The sequence below is a fragment of the Streptomyces sp. NPDC001920 genome (assembly GCF_053594495.1).
Genome location: NZ_JBSFEP010000027.1, coordinates 93,414 through 111,793, shown reverse-complemented (window position 1 = coordinate 111,793; position 18,380 = coordinate 93,414). Strand labels below are relative to the sequence as shown.

The following is an 18,380-nucleotide window of genomic DNA, read 5'->3' as shown; positions in this document are numbered from 1 at the left end:
GCCCAGCCGGTTCCGCGGCGTCTCAGACGGAACGGTGGTACTGGTCGGGCACGTGCACGTGGCCGCCGAGCTCGCGTGCCGCATGCCGTGCCCAGGACGGGCTGCGCAGCAGCTCACGCCCGAGCAGTACGGCGTCCGCCTCGCCGTTGGCGATGATCTTCTCGGCCTGCTCGGCGTCGGTGATCAGGCCCACCGCGGCGACCGGGAGCGAGGTCTCGGCCTTCACCCGCGCGGCGAACGGCACCTGGTAGCCCGGCCCGACGGGGATGCGGACGCCGGAGGCGTTGCCGCCGGTCGAGACGTCGAGCAGGTCGATGCCGTGGGCCTTGAGGTCGGCCGCGAAGCGGACGGTGTCGTCGGCGGTCCAGCCGCCCTCCTCCAGCCAGTCCGTCGCCGAGATCCGGAAGAACAGCGGCTTGTCGTCCGGCCACACCTCTCGTACGGCGTCCACGACCTGCAGTGCGAACCGGGTGCGGTTCTCGTACGAGCCGCCGTACTCGTCGGTGCGGTGGTTGGAGTACGGGGACAGGAACTCGTTGATCAGATAGCCGTGGGCGCCGTGGATCTCCGCGATCTCGAAGCCGGCGGCGAGCGCCCGGCGGGCGGCGTCCGCGAACTGCCCCACGATCCGCTGGATCCCGGCGACCGTCAGCTCGCTCGGCACCGGGTGCCCGTCCGCGAACGCGAGCGCGCTCGGCGCCACCGGCCGCCATCCGTAAGCGTCCGGCCCGACGGGCGCGCCGCCCTTCCAGGGCCGGTCCGTGGACGCCTTGCGGCCGGCGTGGGCCAGCTGGACCGCCGGCACCGTGCCCTGGGACACCAGGAACCGGGTGATCCGGCGGAACGCCTCGACCTGGGTGTCGTTCCAGATGCCGAGGTCGTACGGAGAGATCCGGCCCTCGGGGCCCACCGCCGTCGCCTCGACGATGATCAGGCCCGTCCCGCCGGCCGCGCGGGCCGCGTAGTGCGCGAAGTGCCAGTCGTCGGGGGCGCCCGTGCCGGGCCCCTGCGGGGCGGCCGAGTACTGGCACATCGGCGGCATCCACACCCGGTTCGGGATCGTCACACCGCGCAGGGTGCAGGGCTCGAAGAGCGCACTCACGTCGGACTCCATTCGTCACGGGGACCAGTCGTCGACTCGTACGATAGGCATCGTAGTACGGCAAGTGTCAAACTACGATGCCTCTCGTACAATGAGAGGCACCCGAGCGAAGTGGAGCCGCCGTGACCAGCCCCGCTGTCAGCAGCCGAGACCTCCCGCACCCGGCGCGCGAGGAGATCCGTCTCGAAGGCGTGCTGCACGCGCTGTCCGACCCGATGCGGCTGCAGATCGTGCGCGAGCTCGCCGCCGTCGGCGACGAGCTCTCCTGTTCGCAGTTCGACCTGCCCGTGACCAAGTCCACCACCACGCACCACTTCCGGGTGCTGCGCGAGAGCGGTGTGATCCGGCAGATCTACCGGGGCACGGCCAAGATGAACGGCCTGCGCAAGGACGACCTGGACGGCCTCTTCCCGGGGCTCTTGGACGCACTCCTCGACGCCGCCGCCCGGCAGACCGTCCGCCTCGACGACGCCTGAACCGGCCGGGTCACAGGACGTCCTCGTGCGCGGCGATCAGCAGTGACTCCCAGTCGGGGAGCTTGACCACCCCGCGCCCCAGGGAAGCCCCGAGTGCCGCCTCCGCGCGCTCGATCGCCTGCCAGCCGGACCACTCCACGGGCTCGACACCCGCGGCGCGCAGGGCCGTCAGCGGTTCCTCGGGCACCTCCTTGTGTACGAGTACGTCGGCGTCCTCCAGCAGGGACGTCACCGTCTCCTTGGCGTCCGAACGGTTGGTGCCGATGACCCCGGTCGGTCCCCGCTTGATCCAGCCGGCCACGTACTCGCCGGGTGCCACGAGGTCCTCACGCAGCACTCGCCCGGCCAGATGCGGCACCGTGCCGGTCGCCGTGTCGAACGGCAGCCCCTCCAGGGGCACTCCGCGATAGCCCACCGAACGCAGCACCAACTGGGCCTCGATCTCCTCGTACCGGCCGGTGCCCGTCACACCGCCCCGCCCGTCGGGGGCCGTCCGTTCGAAGCGCACCGCGCCCACCCGTCCGGCCTCGGCGAGGAGTTCGACGGGGCGCAGGAAGAAGCGCAGACGGATGCGGTGCCGAAAGTCCTGGGCCGGGGCTGCGACCCAGCCGCGCAGCACCTCCACGTTGCGGCGCTGCGCGGCGGGCAGCGCGGACGGGTCGGCGCACGCCGGATCCAGCGCCAGGTCCCGCGGGTCCACGGACACCCGGGTCTGCGGCAGGGTGCCCAGCTCCCGCAGCTCCTTGGTGGTGAACCGGGCCTGCGACGGGCCGCGTCGGCCCACCATGGTGATGTCGGTGACGCGGCTCTCGGCGAGGGTGGCGAGGGCCGCCTGCGGCATGTCGGTGGGGGACAGCTCCGGGGTGCTCCGCGCCAGCATCCGCGTGACGTCCACCGCGACGTTTCCCACCCCGATGACCACCGCCGACCGTGCGCCGCGTACGAACCCGTCGTCGACGGAGTCCGGGTGTGCGCTGTACCAGGACACGAACTCGGTCGCCGACCAGCTGCCCGGCAGATCCTCGCCGGGAATGCCCAGGTGCCGGTCGGTGGCGGCGCCCACGCAGTACACCACCGCGTGGTACAGCTCCCGCAGCCGTGCGGCCGGCACCCCGCCCGACCCGATCTGGACACCGCCGAGGAACCGCACCCGCTCGTGTTCCAGGACCGTGCGCAGGTTGTTCTGCAGTGACTTGATCTTCTCGTGGTCCGGTGCCACCCCGTACCGCACCAGGCCGTACGGGCACGGCAGCCGGTCCAGGACGTCGACGAGCACCTCGGGATCCTGCTGGACCAGGCTCTGGGCGGTGTAACACCCGCTCGGTCCGGAGCCTACGACGGCGACACGAAACACGGCGGAACTCCTTGTCCGAGGAGTCTTCGGGGATCTTCAGGAGTCGCTCTCACCTCCAGCATCGCACCGCCGCCGCTCCGCTGACAGGGTGCTGTGCGCCGTACGGGGCGCGTGTTCGTTCGTATGGAGTGTGATCATGCGGTTACGTTCCGTGCGTGCTGGAAGCATCCTTTCTTAATCTTTCCGATCGTCGCCCGACGGAGGGTGCCGTCTCCGTGTGGCCCGCGTGGGAAGTGCGGGACGACGCCGGCGCCACGACCTGGTTCGGGGTCCGGCTGGAGTTCGGCGACGGTGCCCATGTCGATGCGCACGCCGTGGTGAGCGCGGGCTGCGTGTCCATCGAGGACGTACGGGCCGAGCCCGCGCTGTCCCTCGACGACCTCGCGGCGCTCGCCGACTGGATCGAGGACCCGCTCTGCGACGCGTGCGGGATCGGGGCCGCCGTCGGCGGTACCGAGGCGGACGCCGGCGATCCGGGCGGCGCGGAGGCCGGGGCCGGCCTGGTCCGGCCGGACTGGCCGCGGGGCGTGGAGGGCCGGTGGCTCGTCGCGCAGCAGTACCGCGCGGCCCAGGCCGCGGGAGCCGACCCCGTCCTCGCGGTGATGAGCGCGACGGGCCAGAGCCGCCGGAAGTCGCTCAGGCTGATCGGGCAGGCGCGGGACGCCGGTTTCCTGACGCGGCGCCGGGCCGGCCGTTGAGGGCGGCCCCGGCGGCGTACGTACCGGCAGCGGCCGTCAGAGCATGTCCCGCATCCGCGTGATCTCGCTCGTCTGCTGAGCCACCACCTCGTCGGCCATCTCCTCGATCTGGATGTTGTTGCCCTGCCCCTTCACCTCGGTGGCCATGGTGATGGCGCCGTCGTGATGGGTGATCATCAGCGTGAGGAAGAACTGGTCGAACGCCTCCCCCCGCGCGGCGCGCAGCTTCCGCAGCTGTGCCTCGGTCGCCATGCCGGGCATCGACGCGTGCTCATGGTGGCCCTTCTCGGCCTTCCCGCCCTTCCCGTGGGCCTTGAGCCAGCCCTTCATGGCGGAGATCTCCGGTCCCTGCGCGGCGGCGATCCGCTCGGCGAGCTTCTCGACGGCCGTCGACTCGGCTCGGTCCGGGGCGAGTTCGGTCATCTCCAGCGCCTGCTCGTGGTGCTCGATCATCATCCGCGCGTAGGCGACGTCCGCCGAGTTGGGGGAGTCGTCCTCGGCGCGCCCGCGTGCGGCTTCCTCGGCGGACAGTTTCCGGTTCGCCTCACCGGGCTTGCCCGGCACGATCACCGACGGACCGCTTCCCGCGGCCGGTTCGGGGTCGGATCCGGAGTCGCAGCCACCGAGCACGAGCACGGTCAGGGCGGCCAGTGCGGCGGTGGCGAAGCGCGCCCGGCGACGGGACGGCTTCGCTCCATGTTCCTTGCACGCTCTTGAAATGTGCATGGTAAGGACCATACTCGGGCGTGCGTGAACCGTTCCAGTGCGAACGGCACCAGGGAGGAAAACAGTGATCCTGTTCAGCAATCCCCGAACGCGGCGCAGACGCCTGGCAGTTGTCACGGCCTCAGCCGGGCTCCTGGCCGCGCTGCTGACCGCGCAGCCGGCTGCCGCGACCCCCGACCCCGGGGACGGTCCCGTCGCGGAGCAGAAAGTCTCCGAGAGCACCCGGCAAGAGGTCCGCGAGGCGCTCGCGGACGGTGAGATACCCGGTCAGCACGAGATCGTCCACTCCGCCAACATCCAGCACCTGGCGCACGTCCCCAAGGACGTCCTCCAGGGCACCAACTCGGACATCGCCTTCCAGGGCAGATACGCCTTCGCCGGCAACTACGACGGCTTCCGCATCTTCGACATCAGCGACCCGAGGTCGCCGAAGACGGTCGCGCAGGTCCTGTGCCCCGGCTCGCAGAACGACATCTCCGTCTCCGGTGACCTGCTGTTCCTGTCCACCGACTCCTCGCGCAGCGACAGCAGTTGCAACAGCACCACCCAGCCCGCGACCGAGAAGTCGTCGTGGGAGGGCATGAAGGTCTTCGACATCAGCGACAAGACGAACCCCCGGTACGTCGCCGCCGTCGAGACCGCCTGCGGCTCGCACACCCACACGCTGGTTCCCGAGCGGAGGAACGTCTACGTCTACGTCTCCTCGTACGCGCCGGACGCCACCTACCCCGACTGCCAGCCCCCGCACGACGGCATCTCCGTCATCAAGGTGCCGCGCAAGGCCCCCGAGAAGGCGGCGGTCGTGAACTTCCCGGTGCTGTTCCCGGGTGAGGGGCCGGACGGCGGCGGCAACCCGGGTCCGCCCGGCGGCGTCCGCAAGACGACCGGCTGCCACGACATCACGGTGCTGCCCTCCCAGGACCTGGCCGCCGGTGCCTGCATGGGCGACGGCATCCTGCTGTCCATCGAGGACCCGGAGCACCCGAAGGTCATCGACCAGGTGCGGGACGACAAGAACTTCGCGTTCTGGCACTCGGCGACCTTCAACCAGAAGGCGAACAAGGTCGTCTTCACCGACGAGCTCGGCGGCGGCAGCGCGGCCACCTGTAACGCGCAGATCGGCCCGGACCGGGGAGCCGACGGCATCTACGACATCGTCGGCAAGGGCGACAAGCGCAAGCTGGTCTTCCGCAGCTACTTCAAGATCCCCCGCCACCAGGCGGACACCGAGAACTGCGTGGCCCACAACGGCTCGCTGATCCCGGTCAAGGGCCGCGACCTCATGGTCCAGGCCTGGTACCAGGGAGGCGTCTCCGTCTGGGAGTTCACCGACTCCGACAACCCGAAGGAGATCGCCTACTTCGACCGGGGACCGCTCACCACCGACACCATCAAGTCGGGCGGCTCGTGGTCGGCGTACTACTACAACGGCTACATCTACTCGAACGAGTACGCCCGGGGCTTCGACGTCCTGAAGATCGACGACCGGCGCACCGACCCGGCCCGCTGGGTCAGGATGCGTGAGCTGAACGTCCAGACCCAGCCGGACTACTTCGACTGACGGTCCGGGCGGCCGGGGGAAGTCCCGGTCGCGAAGAACCGCGACAGATCCGTGTCGCACGTCCCGCCGGGCCCGGCCTGCGAGTCCGGCGGGACTCCCATCTCCCAGTCCAGCCGGTAGCGCTTGAACAACTCGGCCCGCAGCACCGGCACGGGCATCGGCACCCCGGGCACCAGGGCCGCGTAGACGGCGCCCATCAGCAGGGCGCGCAGCATCGGGTAGTCGGCGTCGACGTCCGGCGAACCGTGCCGCGCACAGGTGTCGCGCAGCAGCTCGGCCAGGCGCCGCTGCTCCGGGCACTGCACGAAACCCTCCGCCTGGAGGATCCCCGCCATGTGCTGGCGCATCAGCACGGGCCGGTCCCGGGCCAGGCCCAGCACCGCGTCGATGGCCCTGGCCATCCGCTCCCGGCCGTCCTCGGTGCGCGGCTCGCGCTCCAGCGCCTCCTCCAGCGTGCGGTGCATCAGCCGGTGCACGGCCGACTGCACCAGTTGGCGCTTGCCGGGGAAGTAGTACGAGACCAGACCGCGCGCCGAACCGGCCCGGTCCGCGATGTCGCCCAGCGTCGTGGCCTCGAAGCCCCGCTCGCCGACCAGTTCCACCGCGGCGTGCAGAAGCCGTTCGCGGGAACGCCGCCGCAGCTCTTCATTGACCGAGGCGCTGCGCGGGGACATGCTGTAACTCCTGCGTTGACTGGCTGCCAGCCAACTATACTCGGTGACGTCCGGCCCAGCCGTGGGTACGGCCTGGTCAGGGCTGCTCCCTGCCTCGGGCGACACGGGGGATCGTCCGAGGCGGGTGGGCGTTTCCGGGGTCGGTGGAGGCCTGAAGCCACTTGTTGCGGCTCGGCTCGCTGCCGTTCCCCAGCGGGACGACGCCCACCAGATCCAGGACCGGTCGCAGCGCGTCGGGCCGCTGCGCCGCCGGCAGATGATCCACGAAGTGCACCGCGCACCCGAGGCTTGCCGCGCCGCCGTCCGCCCGGCGATCGTCGCCGACCATGACGACCTGCTCCGGGGCGGCGTCGAGCGCCGCGCAGGCGAGGGTGAACAGGCGCGGGTCGGGCTTTTGGATGCCGTGCTCGTACGACAGCACGTACGCGTCCACGTAACGATCGAGACCGTGCTCCCGGAACACCGGGCGGATGTCCCAGCCGACGTTGCTGACCACCCCTACACCGATGCCCCGCTCGCGCAGCGCCTGCAGTACTTCGGCGGTGTCGGGGTACGGCGTCCACGCGGCCGGGGTCATGTGGCGGTCGTACAGCATGTCGTGCAACCGGTCGTCGGGGAGCGGCACATGCCGGGACAGGCCGGTGTAGGCGGCCCGGTGCAGCTCCGCGCTCTTGTCCCGCACGCCCCACACGCTCGCGACGTTCTCGGGCAGCCAGGAGGGGTTCACCCCGCCCGGAAGCGCGCCCATCGTCTCCAGCGCCAGTGCCGCCTCGGTCAAGTCGGCCTCGTCCAGCTCGATCTGCGCCTCGGCGAGTGCTCCGCGCAACCAGGCCTCGGTGGACTCGACACGGAAGAGGGTTCCGGAAAAATCGAACAGGACGGCGGTCATGCAGCGGATCTTACGGCGCCGTGCCGCGCCCTGCCGGAAGATCGCCGACACCGCACAAACGGACGATTCAGCTCTGTCGCCTGACGTGCACCCTCACGGCCAGCACCACCACCAGCGTGCCCAGCAGCCAGCCGCCGACGACGTCGGTGGCCCAGTGGACGCCCAGCCACACCCGGGTCAGACCGACGCCCAGCACGGAGACCGCGGCCACGGCGACCGCAGCGCGCCACAGGGCCGGGGCGGTGCCGTGGCGGCGCAGCAGCCACAGCAGGAGACCGCAGACCACGGTGGCCGTCATGGCGTGGCCGGACGGGAAGGCGGCGTAGTGGGCGGAGTCGACGGGGTCGGGCCAGACGGGGCGGGGGCGGTCGACCGTGGCCTTGAGGGTCTGCTGGACCACCGAGGCGAGCACACAGGTCGCCACCAGCCACACGGCGGTCCACCGGGCCGCTCTGCGCCACACCAGCCAGACCGCGACCAGCCCGCAGAGCAGGCGCATCGTCCAGGGATCCCAGACCCAGTCCGTCAGGATGCGGAACGCCTGCGTGACACCGGACTCCTGGACCGCCCAGCGGTGCGTGGTCCGGGCGATGTCGCCGTCCAGGGACGTCAACGGGTACCAGCGCACCGCCACCAGGGCGAGCAACAGTGCGAAGCACAGGGCCAGGGCACCGGCCCAGGGGACGACTCGGCGCTCGGCCGGGGAGGCGGGCGGGGACTCGACGGACTGGGTGCGCATACTGCGATCCTCGCCGATCGGTGGGGCGGGACGCCAATGCCGGGGTTGTGATTGCGACGCCGGCCACCGCGGGAGGCCGGCCGAGTGGTCCCATGGCCGGGTGGGGCGGCGCGGCTGTTGCGCACAAGAGCGTTCGGGCCGGTTCGGTGACGGGTGCGGCGGCGGGTCTTGCGGCGCGGATGCCGGCCGGGACGGCCCGAACGCCAGGCCCTGGTGGCGTGAACGCCGACTGGTCTCGGCTGCCGGGGGAGAACGCCCGGGTCCCAGTTGCCCGGCGAGAAGGTCGGCTCGGCCGCTCGGCGGCGGCTCCACCAGGGCCCGGCGTGCGGGCCGTGCCGGCGTCCGGACGGCGGACGCTAGCCCAGCGCCCGCAGCCCGGGCCCGAACGCCACCAGCACCGGCACCACCGGCACCAGCGCCGCCGCCGCCGTCAGTCGGAGCCGACGGCCCGCCGGGAGCCGGTCCGGGGGAGTGAGCAGCCGGTTCACCCGCTGCGGCACCTGCGCTTGCGGGGTCGGGCAGGGGCCGAACACGCCCCGGTCCTCGTTGAGTTCGACCAGGGCGAGGGCGGTGGTCAGCCGGCCGAAGCGGCGGGAGGCCATGTCGTCGGCGGCGAGTTCGACCAGGCGGTGGATCTCGTCGCGGAACGCGGCGAACACCGGCACCTGCGGAAACCCGTCCGCCAGCGCGGCCGAGCAGTGCAGCAGCCAGTCGTGCCGGGCCTGTGCGTGCCCCTGCTCATGGGCCAGCAGGGCGTCCAGCTGCCGCCCCTTCAGGCGGCGCAGCGCCGCGGTGGTGATGACCAGGCGAGGTGCCGTGCCCGCCAACCACCAGGCGTCCGGCCGCTGGCCCTCCAGGATCACCAGCCGGTCGTTGCCGGGCTCCTCACCGGGCAACAGCGGGGCGCGGACGAGGAGTTCGGTCCGCCGCCGCCTGCGCCGGGCACGGGCGCGTCCGACCTCGCGCACCAGCATCGCCACGGTCCACAGCCCGCCGCACGCGAGTGCCACCGCGGTCGCCGCCGCCCAGGGGTGGCCCACACCGTGCGCATACGCCTCCACGACGGCACTGGGCGCCGGAGCGAACACATGGCCGCGCACCACCTGCCAGGCGGCCGCCGCACTGAGCGTCATGGACAGCGCGCAGCACAGGAGTACGGCCGCCACCACGCACTGCCAGACCCACAGGGCGACCACCGGTTCACGGTCCGGCCAGTCGGCCCGGGCGATCAGCCGAGGGGCGACCACGGCGGTCAGGGCGCCGAGCAGCAGCAGTGCCGCGGGGACCATCATGGACAGCACCCTATGAGCGCGGTACCGCTCAGGGGTACGGACGGCCCCGCCGAAGTGACGCAGACCACGGCCTCGTACGGCCCGCCGGGCCCCGCGTCAGAGGGTCAGCAGCATCGCCACCATCGCGATGCCCATCGACAGCCTGCAGGCCCGCGCCAGCTCCGGCCGGTCGCCCCACGCGAGCCCGCCGCCGGCCGGGACCGGCACCAGCCGGACGCCGGACAGCAGCACGTATCCCGTGAAGTACAGGAGCAGGGCGCCCGTCACGAGCGGGATGCCGGAGCCGCCGTGCCCGCCCCCGTGCGGCGAGACGGCCATGGCGACCGCCATGTAGACCATGGCCACGGCGCCCACGAGGTGGTGCAGGTGGTGAGCGCCCGCCCGCGCCGACCACAGCGCGTGCAGCGCCGCCGCGCCGAACACGACCGCGTAGACGGGCCAGGCCCACGAGGGCGGGGTGAAGACCGCGGCGGGCACCGCCATCGCGGCCATCCCGAACCCCATGAGGGCCTCGCCGCCCGCGGCCCGGCGCTGCTCCTCGACCTGGCTGCGCATCCGCAGCACGCAGTAGGCCCCGGTCGCCGCACACAGCGCGACCAGCAGCCAGCCCAGCGACACCGGTCCGTGCACGCGCACCCTCCCCGCTCGGCGGTCTCGGACAGTGCGTCGATGCCCAGGCCGTGCGGCGCGCACGCGAGCGCAAGGATGTACGCGGGGAGCATCCGGGGGAGCGCGTCAGGGCAGCGGACACCCGAGCAGATCCTTTGCGAGTGAAACTGCCCCGCCCGCCCCTCCCGTTCGTGGCCGACCGGCTGGACCCGGCGATGCCCACGATGGCCGAATCCGCGCCTCGTGGACACCCTGCCCGGCGTCCCGGCCGGGCTCGCCGCCGCCCTTGCCGTCCGCGACCGGGCGCGGCCGCGGGTCGTGCGCACGCAGCGTCCGGGACCCCGTACGCTCGCGGCCACGGGACGGACGCACGGACCGTACCCGGACCAGCGCACAGGCGACACGACGGAGGACGTACGGCCATGACGGCGACGAACGGCGGGCCGACCGGGACGAAGCGGGACACGGTTGCCGCGGTGGTCCGGCAGTGGCAGGCCGTCCACCCGGACCTCGACACCGCCCCCATGGAGATCATCGGCCGCATCAACCGCTGCGCCGCCCTCCTCCAGCAGGCCGAGGACGCCCCGCTGCGCCGCGCGGGCCTCAGCCGCCCCGAGTTCGATCTGCTCGGCGCGCTGCGCCGCACCGGCCATGAGCTGACCCCCAGCGAACTCGCCCGTGAGACGTTCTCCTCGGGCGCCGCCGTCACCAAACGCCTCAAGCAGCTCACCGAACGCGGGCTGGTGGAGCGCCGCGGCGACAGCCGGGACCGCCGGGTCGCCCACGTCCGGCTCACGGACGCGGGCCGGGAACTCGTCGACGGCACGCTGCCCGAGCAACTCGCGTACGAGACGGACGTACTGTCCGGCCTGGACCGGCAGGGGCAGCACGAGCTCGCCGTCCGCCTCGGCGAGTTGCTCGGCCAGCTGGAAGGGCGGCTGGGAGCGCTGCGCGTCTGACCCGGGCGGGCCGCTCACCTCTCGTCGGCCGCCCGGTACACGCCGAACATCGCCCCCTGCGGGTCCCGCAGTATGGCGATGCGCGGCCCCTCGGGGACGGAGGTGGGATCCATCAGGACGGTGCCGCCCGCCTCGGTGGCGTCGGCGGCCGTGTCGTCCACGTCCGCCACGGCGAAGTAGGGCAGCCAGTGCGCGGGCACCTCGTGCGGGAACTTGTCGTCCATCGCCACCATGCCGCCGAAGTCGGCGCCGTCGACGCCCCACTGCGTGTAGTGCTCAGAGGCGTTGACGCTCCAGCCGAACACGGTGGTGTAGAAGTCCACGGCGCGCTCGGGCGCCCGGGTCATCAGCTCCACCCAGCCCAGCGAGCCGGGCGCGTTGAGCAGCCCCGCGCCCGGGAAGGTGCGCGCCTGCCAGAGCTGGAAGACCGCGCCCGTGGGGTCCACGGCCACCGCGAAGCGGCCCACGTCGAAGACGTCCATCGGGCCGAGCAGGACCGAACCGCCGGCCTCGGTCACCCGTGCCGCGGCCGCGTCCGCGTCCGGCACCGCGAAGGAGACGTTCCACGCCACGGGCTGCTCCTCCTGGTACAGCGGGGCGAGCGCGGCCACCGCCGCCTCGCCCAGATGCGCGATCGCGTAGCCGCCCGCCTCCTGCCGCGGGTCGGTCTGCGTGCGCCAGCCGAACAACGCCTCGTAGAACCGCTCGGCCCCGGCCAGGTCGGAGGTCCCGAGCTCGGTCCAGCAGGGCCCACCGGTCACCGGCTTGTCGAGCTTCATGGCGTTCCTTCCGCAGTGGAGCACCCCCTCAGCACGCTAAGCCCCGCCCCGAACCCCGGCCATCCGGCGAAAACCCCTGGAGCCGGCCACCGCCACCGCCGTACCCTCGACCCGTACCGCAGCACCGCGTGGCGGCCTTCCGACACCGTTCCCCCGACCGGAGGTCCCGCATGCCCGCGCCCCAGGTGCGCCCCTTCCGCCGCGCCGACCGCGACCAGCTCACCGAACTGATCAACGCGCACGTCGCGGCCGTCGTCCCCGGCGTCTCCGTCTCCGTGAACACCGTGCTCAGCGCCCTGGAGCGGCAGCCCGACGAGTTCATCACCGACCCCTGGGTGAGCGAGCGGACCACCCTCGTCGCCGAGCAGCGCGACCACGTCGTGGCCGCCGCCCATCTGCTGCGCTACCGGGCGGACGACGAGGTCGGCCCCGAACACCGGGACATCGGCGAGATCGACTGGTTCGTCTGCCGTCCGCCTGCCTCCTTCTGGCCGGACTCCGACGAGGCCGGGGACCTGCTGATGAGCGCCTGCCTGGCCCAGCTGGCCCGGTGGGGCGTGCGCGCCCGGTACGCGAGCGGCGAGCTGCCCGCTCCGGCCGTCTACGGCCTGCCCCGGGCCTGGCCGCACATCCGTGCCCGGTACGAACGCGCGGGCTTCCGGCACACCGGCGGGACCGAGGTGATCCTGATCGCGTCCGTCGCCGACCTGCCGCGCCACGAGCCGCGGCCCGGCGTCTGCGTGCGGCGCACGCTGGGGGAGTGCGGCACGCGCCTGACGGCGTACGCCGACGGTCACGCCCTCGGTTTCATCGAGGTCGACACGACCCTGTCCCGCCCCGAACGCCACACCCGCGGCACGGGCCTCGCCGACATCGGCAATCTGCACGTCGAACCGGCGGCGTACGGCGAGGGCGTGGAGCGCTGGCTGCTCGGGCAGGCCGCGCAGTGGCTTCGCCTGTGCGGTGCGGACCGCCTCCTCGCCTACGAGTCGGCCGGCGACCGCGCGATGATCGACCGCCTCACCACGGCCGGCTTCCTGGAACTCACCCGCACCGACCGCGGCTGGGAACACCGCCCGGGATGACTCAGATCCCCGGCCGGTACCGCAGGGGATGATCCGCCGGGACCTCCACCAGCACGATCCGCGTCCCGTCCGGATCCGCGATCCACATCTCGATCAGCCCCCACGGCTCCTGCACCGGCGGCCGCACGATCTCGACACCCTTGCCCCGCAGCTCCTCGTGCGCCGCCGCCACGTCCGCGACCTGCATCCACAGCCGCACCGCCGCGGACGGCGGCGTGTCGGAGCGGCCGGAGACCTCCAGGAAGCCCCCGCCGAGGAAGTAGACGGTGCCGCGATCCGGTCCCGTCCCGAACTCCCGGTAGACGGCGAGGCTTAGCTGCTCGCCGTAGAAGGCGCGGGAGCGCTCGGGGTCGGTGGGCTGGATCAGGGTCCGTCCGCTCAGTACGTGCACCATGCGGCCGGAGCCTAGTGGCGGGTTACGCTCAGCGGTGCCCGAGCCGCGCCCGAGAAGTGGAGAAGCGCCCCATGACAACCGCCGCGAGCCCCGCCGCCTTCGGACTCACCTTCCGTGATGCCACCGACGCCGACGTGGACACGCTGGTCGCGCTGATCGAGTCGGCCTACCGCGGCGACTCCAGCCGGGCGGGGTGGACGACCGAGGCGGACATCCTGGAAGGGCAGCGGACGGATCCGGAAGGCGTACGCGCGGTCGTCGAGTCGCCGGACAGCCGGCTTCTGACGGTCGAACGGGACGGCGAGATCGTCGCCTGCTGCCAGCTCGAACACCGGGGGGTCCACGCCTACTTCGGGATGTTCGCGGTCAGCCCCGCGCTCCAGGGCGCCGGCCTGGGCAAGGTGATCATCGCGGAGGCGGAGCGGCAGGCCCGCGCGAGCTGGGACGTGCGCGAGATGCACATGACCGTGATCTCCGTGCGCAACGACCTCATCGCCTGGTACGAACGGCGCGGCTACCGCCGTACGGGACGGATGACCCCGTTCCCGTACGGCGACGAGCGCTTCGGTGTTCCGCAGCGCGACGACCTGCAGTTCGAGCTGCTGGTCAAGGAGCTGGTGTGACGTTCCCGCGGCCGCTCACGCCGTGAAGCGGCCGGTGCGCTTGATCTCCGGGTAGTCGGTGGTCGCGCCGTCCAGCTCCAGGGCCCGTACCAGACGCAGGTGGTCCTGGGTGTTGACCACCCAGCCGATGATCCTCAGGTCGGCCTTGCGCGCGTGCTCCACGACCTCCAGGGTGAGCCGGCGGATGTTGAGGCAGACGGTCGCCGCGCCGGCCTCGACGGCACGGTCCACGATGTCGGTGCCGTAGCGGCTGGCGATCAGCGCGGTCCGCACCCCGGGCACCAGCCGGGCGATCTCGGCGACGGCCTCGTCGTGGAACGAGGACACCTCGACCCGGGAGACGAGGTCCTTCTTGGTCATGACCTCCGCGAGGGCCCGTGCCGCCGCGACGTCCTTGATCTCGGCCTGGAGCGGCGAGCGCACGGCTTCGAGCACCTCTTCGAAGACCGGGATCCGCTCGCCGCGCCCCGCGTCCAGGGCGCGCAGTTCGGCGAGGGTCATGTCGGCGATCGGGCCGGTGCCGTCGGTCGTGCGGTCCACGTCGGTGTCGTGCATGACGACGAGGGCGCCGTCCTTGCTCAGGTGGAGATCGAGTTCGATGACGTCGAGGCCGGCCTGCTGGGCGGCGACGAAGGAACGGAGGGTGTTCTCGGGTTCGACACCCATCACTCCGCGATGACCGATGGTAAGGAAGTTCAAGGTTCAACTCGCTTCCGTCGACGGCGGCGGGGGGAGCGCGCGAACCGGAGCGGAACGTTCGCGCAGCCGTGCCGCAGCCTAGTGGCCGGGGCGCGTGATGAACCCCACGTGTACGCACGGTTTGCGACGGTGGACATGCCGTAGCTGGCCGACGGGCCCCGGGCGGTCACCCGGGCGTGGGCGAGTCTCGCGCCGATTGACCGGATTCGTACGGCCCTGCCGAGCGCCCCCGCGTATGCCCACTCGGAACCGAAGTAATCGCGAGACTCGGTGATCGACAGGAAAAAGTGCGGTGAACCTGCGGGTGGGCAGGATAATTTCCCGAGCCTCCCCTTGCTGGATGAAACGTCATATGTATACGGTCTCCATACGCGAGGTTCTCCCGTGGAGGATGGGACATGACGGAAATTCTTGTGCAGGCGGCTTCGGAGGAGCAGGTTCCTCCCGTGACCAGGGTGGTTGAGCACCCGGCATGGCCGGTGCTCAAGGACGCCGTGGAGCGGATCCGGCCATGGCAGTCCAAGGACGGGTCGATCGACTTCGCGGCAGACGGGGCGCCCGAGCGCTCGGCCGCCGAGGCAGCCGTGCGGCGTGTCGTGGAGGCCGTCGAGGCGCTCTCCCCGCTGCTCCCGCACGACGCCGCCTACCACCAGGCTCTGGTGAAGGATCTGACCCGCTGGGCCGAGGCCGGCTTCGAGGTGCCGGACTTCCTCGACTCGCTGCTGGCCTTCCAGCCCGCCGCGAACCGCGCGGACGGCCTGCAGCACCTGGTCGTCTTCCCGATGTACACGCAGAACGGCAACCCCGACCGCAACCTGGAGGCGGTCGTCCTGCGTATGGTCTGGCCGGACTGGCTGGCCGAACTGGAGCGCACCCGCTACGACAACCCGCTGTTCTGCGGCATCAAGTTCGAGGACTTCACGGCCGGGTACGACACCAACTCCGCCGTCCTCTTCCCCGAGACCATCGCGGTGCGCGAGGCCCCGGAGCGCTTCAGCTGGGGCGGCATCTTCTGCGACCGCGAGGCCGCCCGCTTCCGCCGTGTCACCGACGCCGCCGTCGACATCCTGGGCCTGGAACTGCCCGAGGACATCGCGGCGATGGTCCACGACCAGAAGCGCTGCGAAGAGGCCTTCGTGCTGTGGGACATGGTCCACGACCGCACCCACAGCCACGGCGACCTGCCGTTCGACCCGTTCATGATCAAGCAGCGCCAGCCGTTCTGGATGTACGGCCTGGAGGAGCTGCGCTGCGACCTCACCGCCTTCAAGGAGGCCGTCAAGCTCCAGGCCGACGGTGTCCCGCAGGCCCGTGACGTGCAGTACGCCGTGCTGTTCGACCGCATGTTCCGCTTCCCGGTCACCGGTGAGCGGGTACGCAACTACGACGGCCTCGGCGGCCAGCTGCTCTTCGCCTACCTGCACAAGCACGACGTCGTCCGCTGGACCGACAACAAGCTGGCCATCGACTGGGAGCGTGCCCCGCAGGTCACCAACCAGCTGTGCGCCGAGATCGAGAAGCTGTACCGCGACGGCATCGACCGCCCGAAGCTCGTCCACTGGTTCGCCGGCTACGAGCTCGTCTCCACCTACCTCGCCCCGCACCCGGGGTCCCGCTGGGCCAAGGGCCCGGACGCCCTGGACCTGACGCAGCCGCCGCGCAAGCTCGTCGATGACGTGCTTCCGGACGAGTTTCCCCTGAGCATGTTCTATGAGGCCCTGTCCAAGAAGCTCAAGAACGTGATCGCCTCCACCAAGGGCATCACCGCGGACGGCGCCGAGCGGATCGCCGCGTGAGCGGCGAAGTCTTCCGCGAGACCGAGAACACTGCTCAGGAGGCGAAGAAGATGGCGGGGAACGGAGCTCTCAGCGGTGCGGTGATCGCGGTGGCCGGCGCGGGCGGGCCCGCCGGCCGGGCGGCCCTGCTGCGGCTGGCCGAGGCGGGGGCGACCGTCGCCGCCGCGGACAACGATCCCGAGCGGCTCGCGGAAGCCGTGGACGCGGCCCGGTACGCCTCGGGTGGCGCCACCGTGACCGGCGAGCCCGTCGACCTGCTCGACCTCCAGTCCACCCGGGACTGGGCCGCGCACATCGAGAAGGACTTCGGCCGTGTCGACGGTCTGGTCCACCTCGTCGGCGGCTGGCGAGGCAGCGAGACCTTCATCAAGACCAGTCTCGACGACTGGGACTTCCTGGAGCTGCTGCTGATCCGCACCGTCCAGCACACCTCGCTGGCCTTCTTCGAGGCACTCCAGCGCAGCGAGCGCGGCCGCTACCTGCTCATCAGCGCGGCCGGCGCCTCGAAGCCGACGGCGGGCAACGCCTCGTACGCCGCCGCCAAGGCCGCCGCCGAGGCCTGGACGCTGGCGCTGGCCGACGCCTTCCGCAAGGCAGGGGGCACCGAGGGACCGACGTCCGCGGCTGCCATCCTGGTGGTGAAGGCGCTGGTGCACGACGCGATGCGCGCCGAGCGACCCAACGCGAAGTTCGCGGGCTTCACGGACGTCAAGGACCTGGCCGAGGCCATCGTCGAAGTCTGGGACAAGCCCGCCGCCGAAGTGAACGGAAACCGCCTGTGGCTGACCGAGAAGCCGTGAACCCTCCGAAGACCGACGCCCGTCGCCACCACGACCCGGACGTCCGCGGCTTCGCCAGTGACAACTACGCCGGAGCCCACCCGGAGGTGCTCGCCGCCCTGGCCCTGGCCAACGGCGGGCACCAGGTCGCGTACGGCGAGGACGACTACACCGAGAACCTCCAGCGGATCATCCGCAGTCACTTCGGTGCCACGGCGGAGGCGTTCCCGGTCTTCAACGGCACCGGCGCGAACGTCGTCGCGCTCCAGGCGGTCACCGACCGCTGGGGCGCGGTGATCTGCGCCGAGAGCGCGCACATCAACGTCGACGAGTGCGGGGCGCCGGAGCGGGTGGGCGGGCTCAAACTGCTCACCGTGCCGACCCCCGACGGCAAGCTCACCCCCGAGCTGATCGACCGGCAGGCGTACGGCTGGGAGGACGAGCACCGGGCGATGCCCCAGGTCGTCTCGATCACCCAGAGCACCGAGCTCGGCACCCTCTACACGCCGGACGAGATCCGCGCCATCTGCGACCACGCCCACGCGCACGGCATGAAGGTGCACCTCGACGGCTCCCGGATAGCCAACGCTGCCGCCTCGCTGAACGTGCCCATGCGGACGTTCACCGACGCCGTCGGCGTCGACATCCTCTCCCTGGGCGGCACCAAGAACGGCGCGCTGTTCGGCGAGGCCGTCGTCGTCCTCAACCAGGACGCCGTCAGCCACATGAAGCATCTGCGCAAGCTGTCCATGCAGCTCGCCTCCAAGATGCGCTTCGTGTCGGTGCAGCTGGAGGCCCTGCTCGCCAAGGACCTGTGGCTGCGCAACGCCCGCCACGCCAACGAGATGGCCCAGCGTCTCGCCGAGGGCGTACGCGCCGTCCACGGCGTCGAGGTCCTCTACCCGGTGCAGGCCAACGGCGTCTTCGCCAAGCTCCCGCACGACGTGAGCGAGCGTTTGCAGAAGCGGTTCCGGTTCTACTTCTGGGACGAGGCGGCGGGCGTGGTCCGCTGGATGTGCGCGTTCGACACGACCGAGGAGGACGTGGACGCGTTCGTCGCGGCGGTGAAGGAGGAGATGGCCCGCTAGGGCCAGCCAGTCGTCGAATTCCCGCCTGCCCGGCGGGCGGCCCCGGCGCTCCGCCGCG

The 18,380-nt window shown here is 71.7% G+C and carries 19 protein-coding genes and 1 pseudogene; 9 read left to right on the top strand and 11 right to left on the bottom strand.

From position 1 onward, the window contains the following. Window positions 1-22: 22 nt before the first annotated feature. The gene (locus tag ACWCPI_RS34775; RefSeq protein ID WP_451041940.1) at window positions 23-1,102 is read right to left on the bottom strand and encodes an NADH:flavin oxidoreductase/NADH oxidase; all 1,080 of its coding nucleotides are present in this window, start codon (window positions 1,100-1,102) and stop codon (window positions 23-25) included. A 122-nt stretch (window positions 1,103-1,224) separates the two neighbouring features. On the opposite strand from ACWCPI_RS34775, the gene ACWCPI_RS34770 reads away from it, so the two are divergent. Continuing rightward, window positions 1,225-1,578, top strand: coding sequence for an ArsR/SmtB family transcription factor (locus ACWCPI_RS34770; RefSeq protein ID WP_451041939.1), 354 nt, complete (start codon window positions 1,225-1,227; stop codon window positions 1,576-1,578). A gap of 10 nt (window positions 1,579-1,588) precedes the next feature. Here ACWCPI_RS34770 and ACWCPI_RS34765 read toward each other — a convergent pair whose 3' ends face one another. Further along, window positions 1,589-2,932, bottom strand: coding sequence for an FAD-dependent oxidoreductase (locus tag ACWCPI_RS34765; protein ID WP_451041938.1), 1,344 nt, complete (start codon window positions 2,930-2,932; stop codon window positions 1,589-1,591). Window positions 2,933-3,147: 215 nt separating this feature from the next. Between ACWCPI_RS34765 and ACWCPI_RS34760 the strand changes: the two genes are divergently transcribed. Beyond that, window positions 3,148-3,630 carry a DUF6214 family protein gene (locus tag ACWCPI_RS34760; protein ID WP_451041937.1) on the top strand — a complete coding sequence of 161 codons (483 nt, stop codon included), beginning with the start codon at window positions 3,148-3,150 and terminating at the stop codon, window positions 3,628-3,630. A gap of 36 nt (window positions 3,631-3,666) precedes the next feature. Here ACWCPI_RS34760 and ACWCPI_RS34755 read toward each other — a convergent pair whose 3' ends face one another. Next, a complete protein-coding gene (locus ACWCPI_RS34755; RefSeq protein ID WP_451041936.1) occupies window positions 3,667-4,356 on the bottom strand; it encodes a DUF305 domain-containing protein in 690 nt (229 codons plus the stop codon). 64 nt (window positions 4,357-4,420) lie between these two features. Here ACWCPI_RS34755 and ACWCPI_RS34750 point away from each other — a divergent pair, with 64 nt between their 5' ends. Further along, window positions 4,421-5,917: an LVIVD repeat-containing protein gene (locus ACWCPI_RS34750; RefSeq protein WP_451041935.1), complete on the top strand. Its 1,497-nt coding sequence runs from the start codon at window positions 4,421-4,423 to the stop codon at window positions 5,915-5,917. Here the strand turns inward: ACWCPI_RS34750 and ACWCPI_RS34745 are convergent. From ACWCPI_RS34745 to ACWCPI_RS34725, 5 genes and pseudogenes are all read right to left on the bottom strand, one after another. Continuing rightward, window positions 5,905-6,591, bottom strand: coding sequence for a TetR/AcrR family transcriptional regulator (locus ACWCPI_RS34745; protein WP_451041934.1), 687 nt, complete (start codon window positions 6,589-6,591; stop codon window positions 5,905-5,907). The two genes, ACWCPI_RS34750 and ACWCPI_RS34745, sit on opposite strands and share 13 nt — an antisense overlap. Window positions 6,592-6,796: 205 nt before the next feature. After that, a pseudogene (locus ACWCPI_RS34740) lies at window positions 6,797-7,480 on the bottom strand (HAD family hydrolase); the annotation flags it as partial. Between the two features lie 67 nt (window positions 7,481-7,547). Continuing rightward, a complete protein-coding gene (locus ACWCPI_RS34735; protein WP_451041933.1) occupies window positions 7,548-8,219 on the bottom strand; it encodes a phosphatase PAP2 family protein in 672 nt (223 codons plus the stop codon). Window positions 8,220-8,575: 356 nt separating this feature from the next. Then, on the bottom strand, window positions 8,576-9,511 hold the full coding sequence (locus ACWCPI_RS34730) for a M56 family metallopeptidase (RefSeq protein WP_451041932.1): 936 nt from the start codon (window positions 9,509-9,511) through the stop codon (window positions 8,576-8,578). 96 nt (window positions 9,512-9,607) lie between these two features. Next, window positions 9,608-10,141, bottom strand: a complete 534-nt coding sequence (locus ACWCPI_RS34725; protein ID WP_451041931.1) for a DUF5134 domain-containing protein — start codon at window positions 10,139-10,141, stop codon at window positions 9,608-9,610. 401 nt (window positions 10,142-10,542) lie between these two features. Between ACWCPI_RS34725 and ACWCPI_RS34720 the strand changes: the two genes are divergently transcribed. Then, on the top strand, window positions 10,543-11,079 hold the full coding sequence (locus ACWCPI_RS34720) for a MarR family winged helix-turn-helix transcriptional regulator (RefSeq protein ID WP_451041930.1): 537 nt from the start codon (window positions 10,543-10,545) through the stop codon (window positions 11,077-11,079). Window positions 11,080-11,093: 14 nt separating this feature from the next. Here the strand turns inward: ACWCPI_RS34720 and ACWCPI_RS34715 are convergent, their stop codons facing one another. Then, window positions 11,094-11,858, bottom strand: a complete 765-nt coding sequence (locus tag ACWCPI_RS34715) for a VOC family protein (protein ID WP_451041929.1) — start codon at window positions 11,856-11,858, stop codon at window positions 11,094-11,096. A gap of 170 nt (window positions 11,859-12,028) precedes the next feature. Here ACWCPI_RS34715 and ACWCPI_RS34710 point away from each other — a divergent pair, with 170 nt between their 5' ends. Continuing rightward, the gene (locus tag ACWCPI_RS34710) at window positions 12,029-12,943 is read left to right on the top strand and encodes an N-acetyltransferase family protein (RefSeq protein ID WP_451041928.1); all 915 of its coding nucleotides are present in this window, start codon (window positions 12,029-12,031) and stop codon (window positions 12,941-12,943) included. Between the two features lies 1 nt (window position 12,944). Here ACWCPI_RS34710 and ACWCPI_RS34705 read toward each other — a convergent pair whose 3' ends face one another. Next, window positions 12,945-13,337, bottom strand: a complete 393-nt coding sequence (locus tag ACWCPI_RS34705) for a VOC family protein (protein WP_451041927.1) — start codon at window positions 13,335-13,337, stop codon at window positions 12,945-12,947. A gap of 71 nt (window positions 13,338-13,408) precedes the next feature. On the opposite strand from ACWCPI_RS34705, the gene ACWCPI_RS34700 reads away from it, so the two are divergent. After that, complete coding sequence (locus ACWCPI_RS34700) at window positions 13,409-13,960, top strand: GNAT family N-acetyltransferase (RefSeq protein WP_451041926.1); 552 nt, start codon at window positions 13,409-13,411, stop codon at window positions 13,958-13,960. A gap of 15 nt (window positions 13,961-13,975) precedes the next feature. Here the strand turns inward: ACWCPI_RS34700 and ACWCPI_RS34695 are convergent, their stop codons facing one another. Further along, window positions 13,976-14,659, bottom strand: a complete 684-nt coding sequence (locus ACWCPI_RS34695) for a glycerophosphodiester phosphodiesterase (RefSeq protein WP_451041925.1) — start codon at window positions 14,657-14,659, stop codon at window positions 13,976-13,978. Between the two features lie 398 nt (window positions 14,660-15,057). On the opposite strand from ACWCPI_RS34695, the gene ACWCPI_RS34690 reads away from it, so the two are divergent. The 3 genes from ACWCPI_RS34690 to ACWCPI_RS34680 are packed head-to-tail and all read left to right on the top strand — an operon-like array spanning window position 15,058 to window position 18,322. Further along, window positions 15,058-16,455 (top strand): DUF6421 family protein, encoded by a 1,398-nt coding sequence (locus ACWCPI_RS34690; protein ID WP_388794846.1) that lies wholly within the window; start codon window positions 15,058-15,060, stop codon window positions 16,453-16,455. Window positions 16,456-16,505: 50 nt separating this feature from the next. Continuing rightward, on the top strand, window positions 16,506-17,255 hold the full coding sequence (locus tag ACWCPI_RS34685; RefSeq protein WP_451041949.1) for an SDR family NAD(P)-dependent oxidoreductase: 750 nt from the start codon (window positions 16,506-16,508) through the stop codon (window positions 17,253-17,255). Beyond that, window positions 17,252-18,322 carry a threonine aldolase family protein gene (locus tag ACWCPI_RS34680; protein WP_451041924.1) on the top strand — a complete coding sequence of 357 codons (1,071 nt, stop codon included), beginning with the start codon at window positions 17,252-17,254 and terminating at the stop codon, window positions 18,320-18,322. Before ACWCPI_RS34685 ends, ACWCPI_RS34680 begins: the two co-directional genes overlap by 4 nt. Window positions 18,323-18,380 lie beyond the last annotated feature (58 nt).

What these genes read in the sequence shown, in the direction of transcription:
- ACWCPI_RS34720 (WP_451041930.1), top strand. Translation starts at nt 10,543, where the DNA reads ATGACGGCGACGAACGGCGGGCCGACCGGGACGAAGCGGGACACGGTT.
- ACWCPI_RS34730 (WP_451041932.1), bottom strand. Translation starts at nt 9,511, where the DNA reads ATGATGGTCCCCGCGGCACTGCTGCTGCTCGGCGCCCTGACCGCCGTG.
- ACWCPI_RS34700 (WP_451041926.1), top strand. Translation starts at nt 13,409, where the DNA reads ATGACAACCGCCGCGAGCCCCGCCGCCTTCGGACTCACCTTCCGTGAT.
- ACWCPI_RS34755 (WP_451041936.1), bottom strand. Translation starts at nt 4,356, where the DNA reads ATGCACATTTCAAGAGCGTGCAAGGAACATGGAGCGAAGCCGTCCCGT.
- ACWCPI_RS34735 (WP_451041933.1), bottom strand. Translation starts at nt 8,219, where the DNA reads ATGCGCACCCAGTCCGTCGAGTCCCCGCCCGCCTCCCCGGCCGAGCGC.
- ACWCPI_RS34705 (WP_451041927.1), bottom strand. Translation starts at nt 13,337, where the DNA reads ATGGTGCACGTACTGAGCGGACGGACCCTGATCCAGCCCACCGACCCC.
- ACWCPI_RS34745 (WP_451041934.1), bottom strand. Translation starts at nt 6,591, where the DNA reads ATGTCCCCGCGCAGCGCCTCGGTCAATGAAGAGCTGCGGCGGCGTTCC.
- ACWCPI_RS34690 (WP_388794846.1), top strand. Translation starts at nt 15,058, where the DNA reads ATGACGGAAATTCTTGTGCAGGCGGCTTCGGAGGAGCAGGTTCCTCCC.
- ACWCPI_RS34685 (WP_451041949.1), top strand. Translation starts at nt 16,506, where the DNA reads ATGGCGGGGAACGGAGCTCTCAGCGGTGCGGTGATCGCGGTGGCCGGC.
- ACWCPI_RS34710 (WP_451041928.1), top strand. Translation starts at nt 12,029, where the DNA reads ATGCCCGCGCCCCAGGTGCGCCCCTTCCGCCGCGCCGACCGCGACCAG.
- ACWCPI_RS34715 (WP_451041929.1), bottom strand. Translation starts at nt 11,858, where the DNA reads ATGAAGCTCGACAAGCCGGTGACCGGTGGGCCCTGCTGGACCGAGCTC.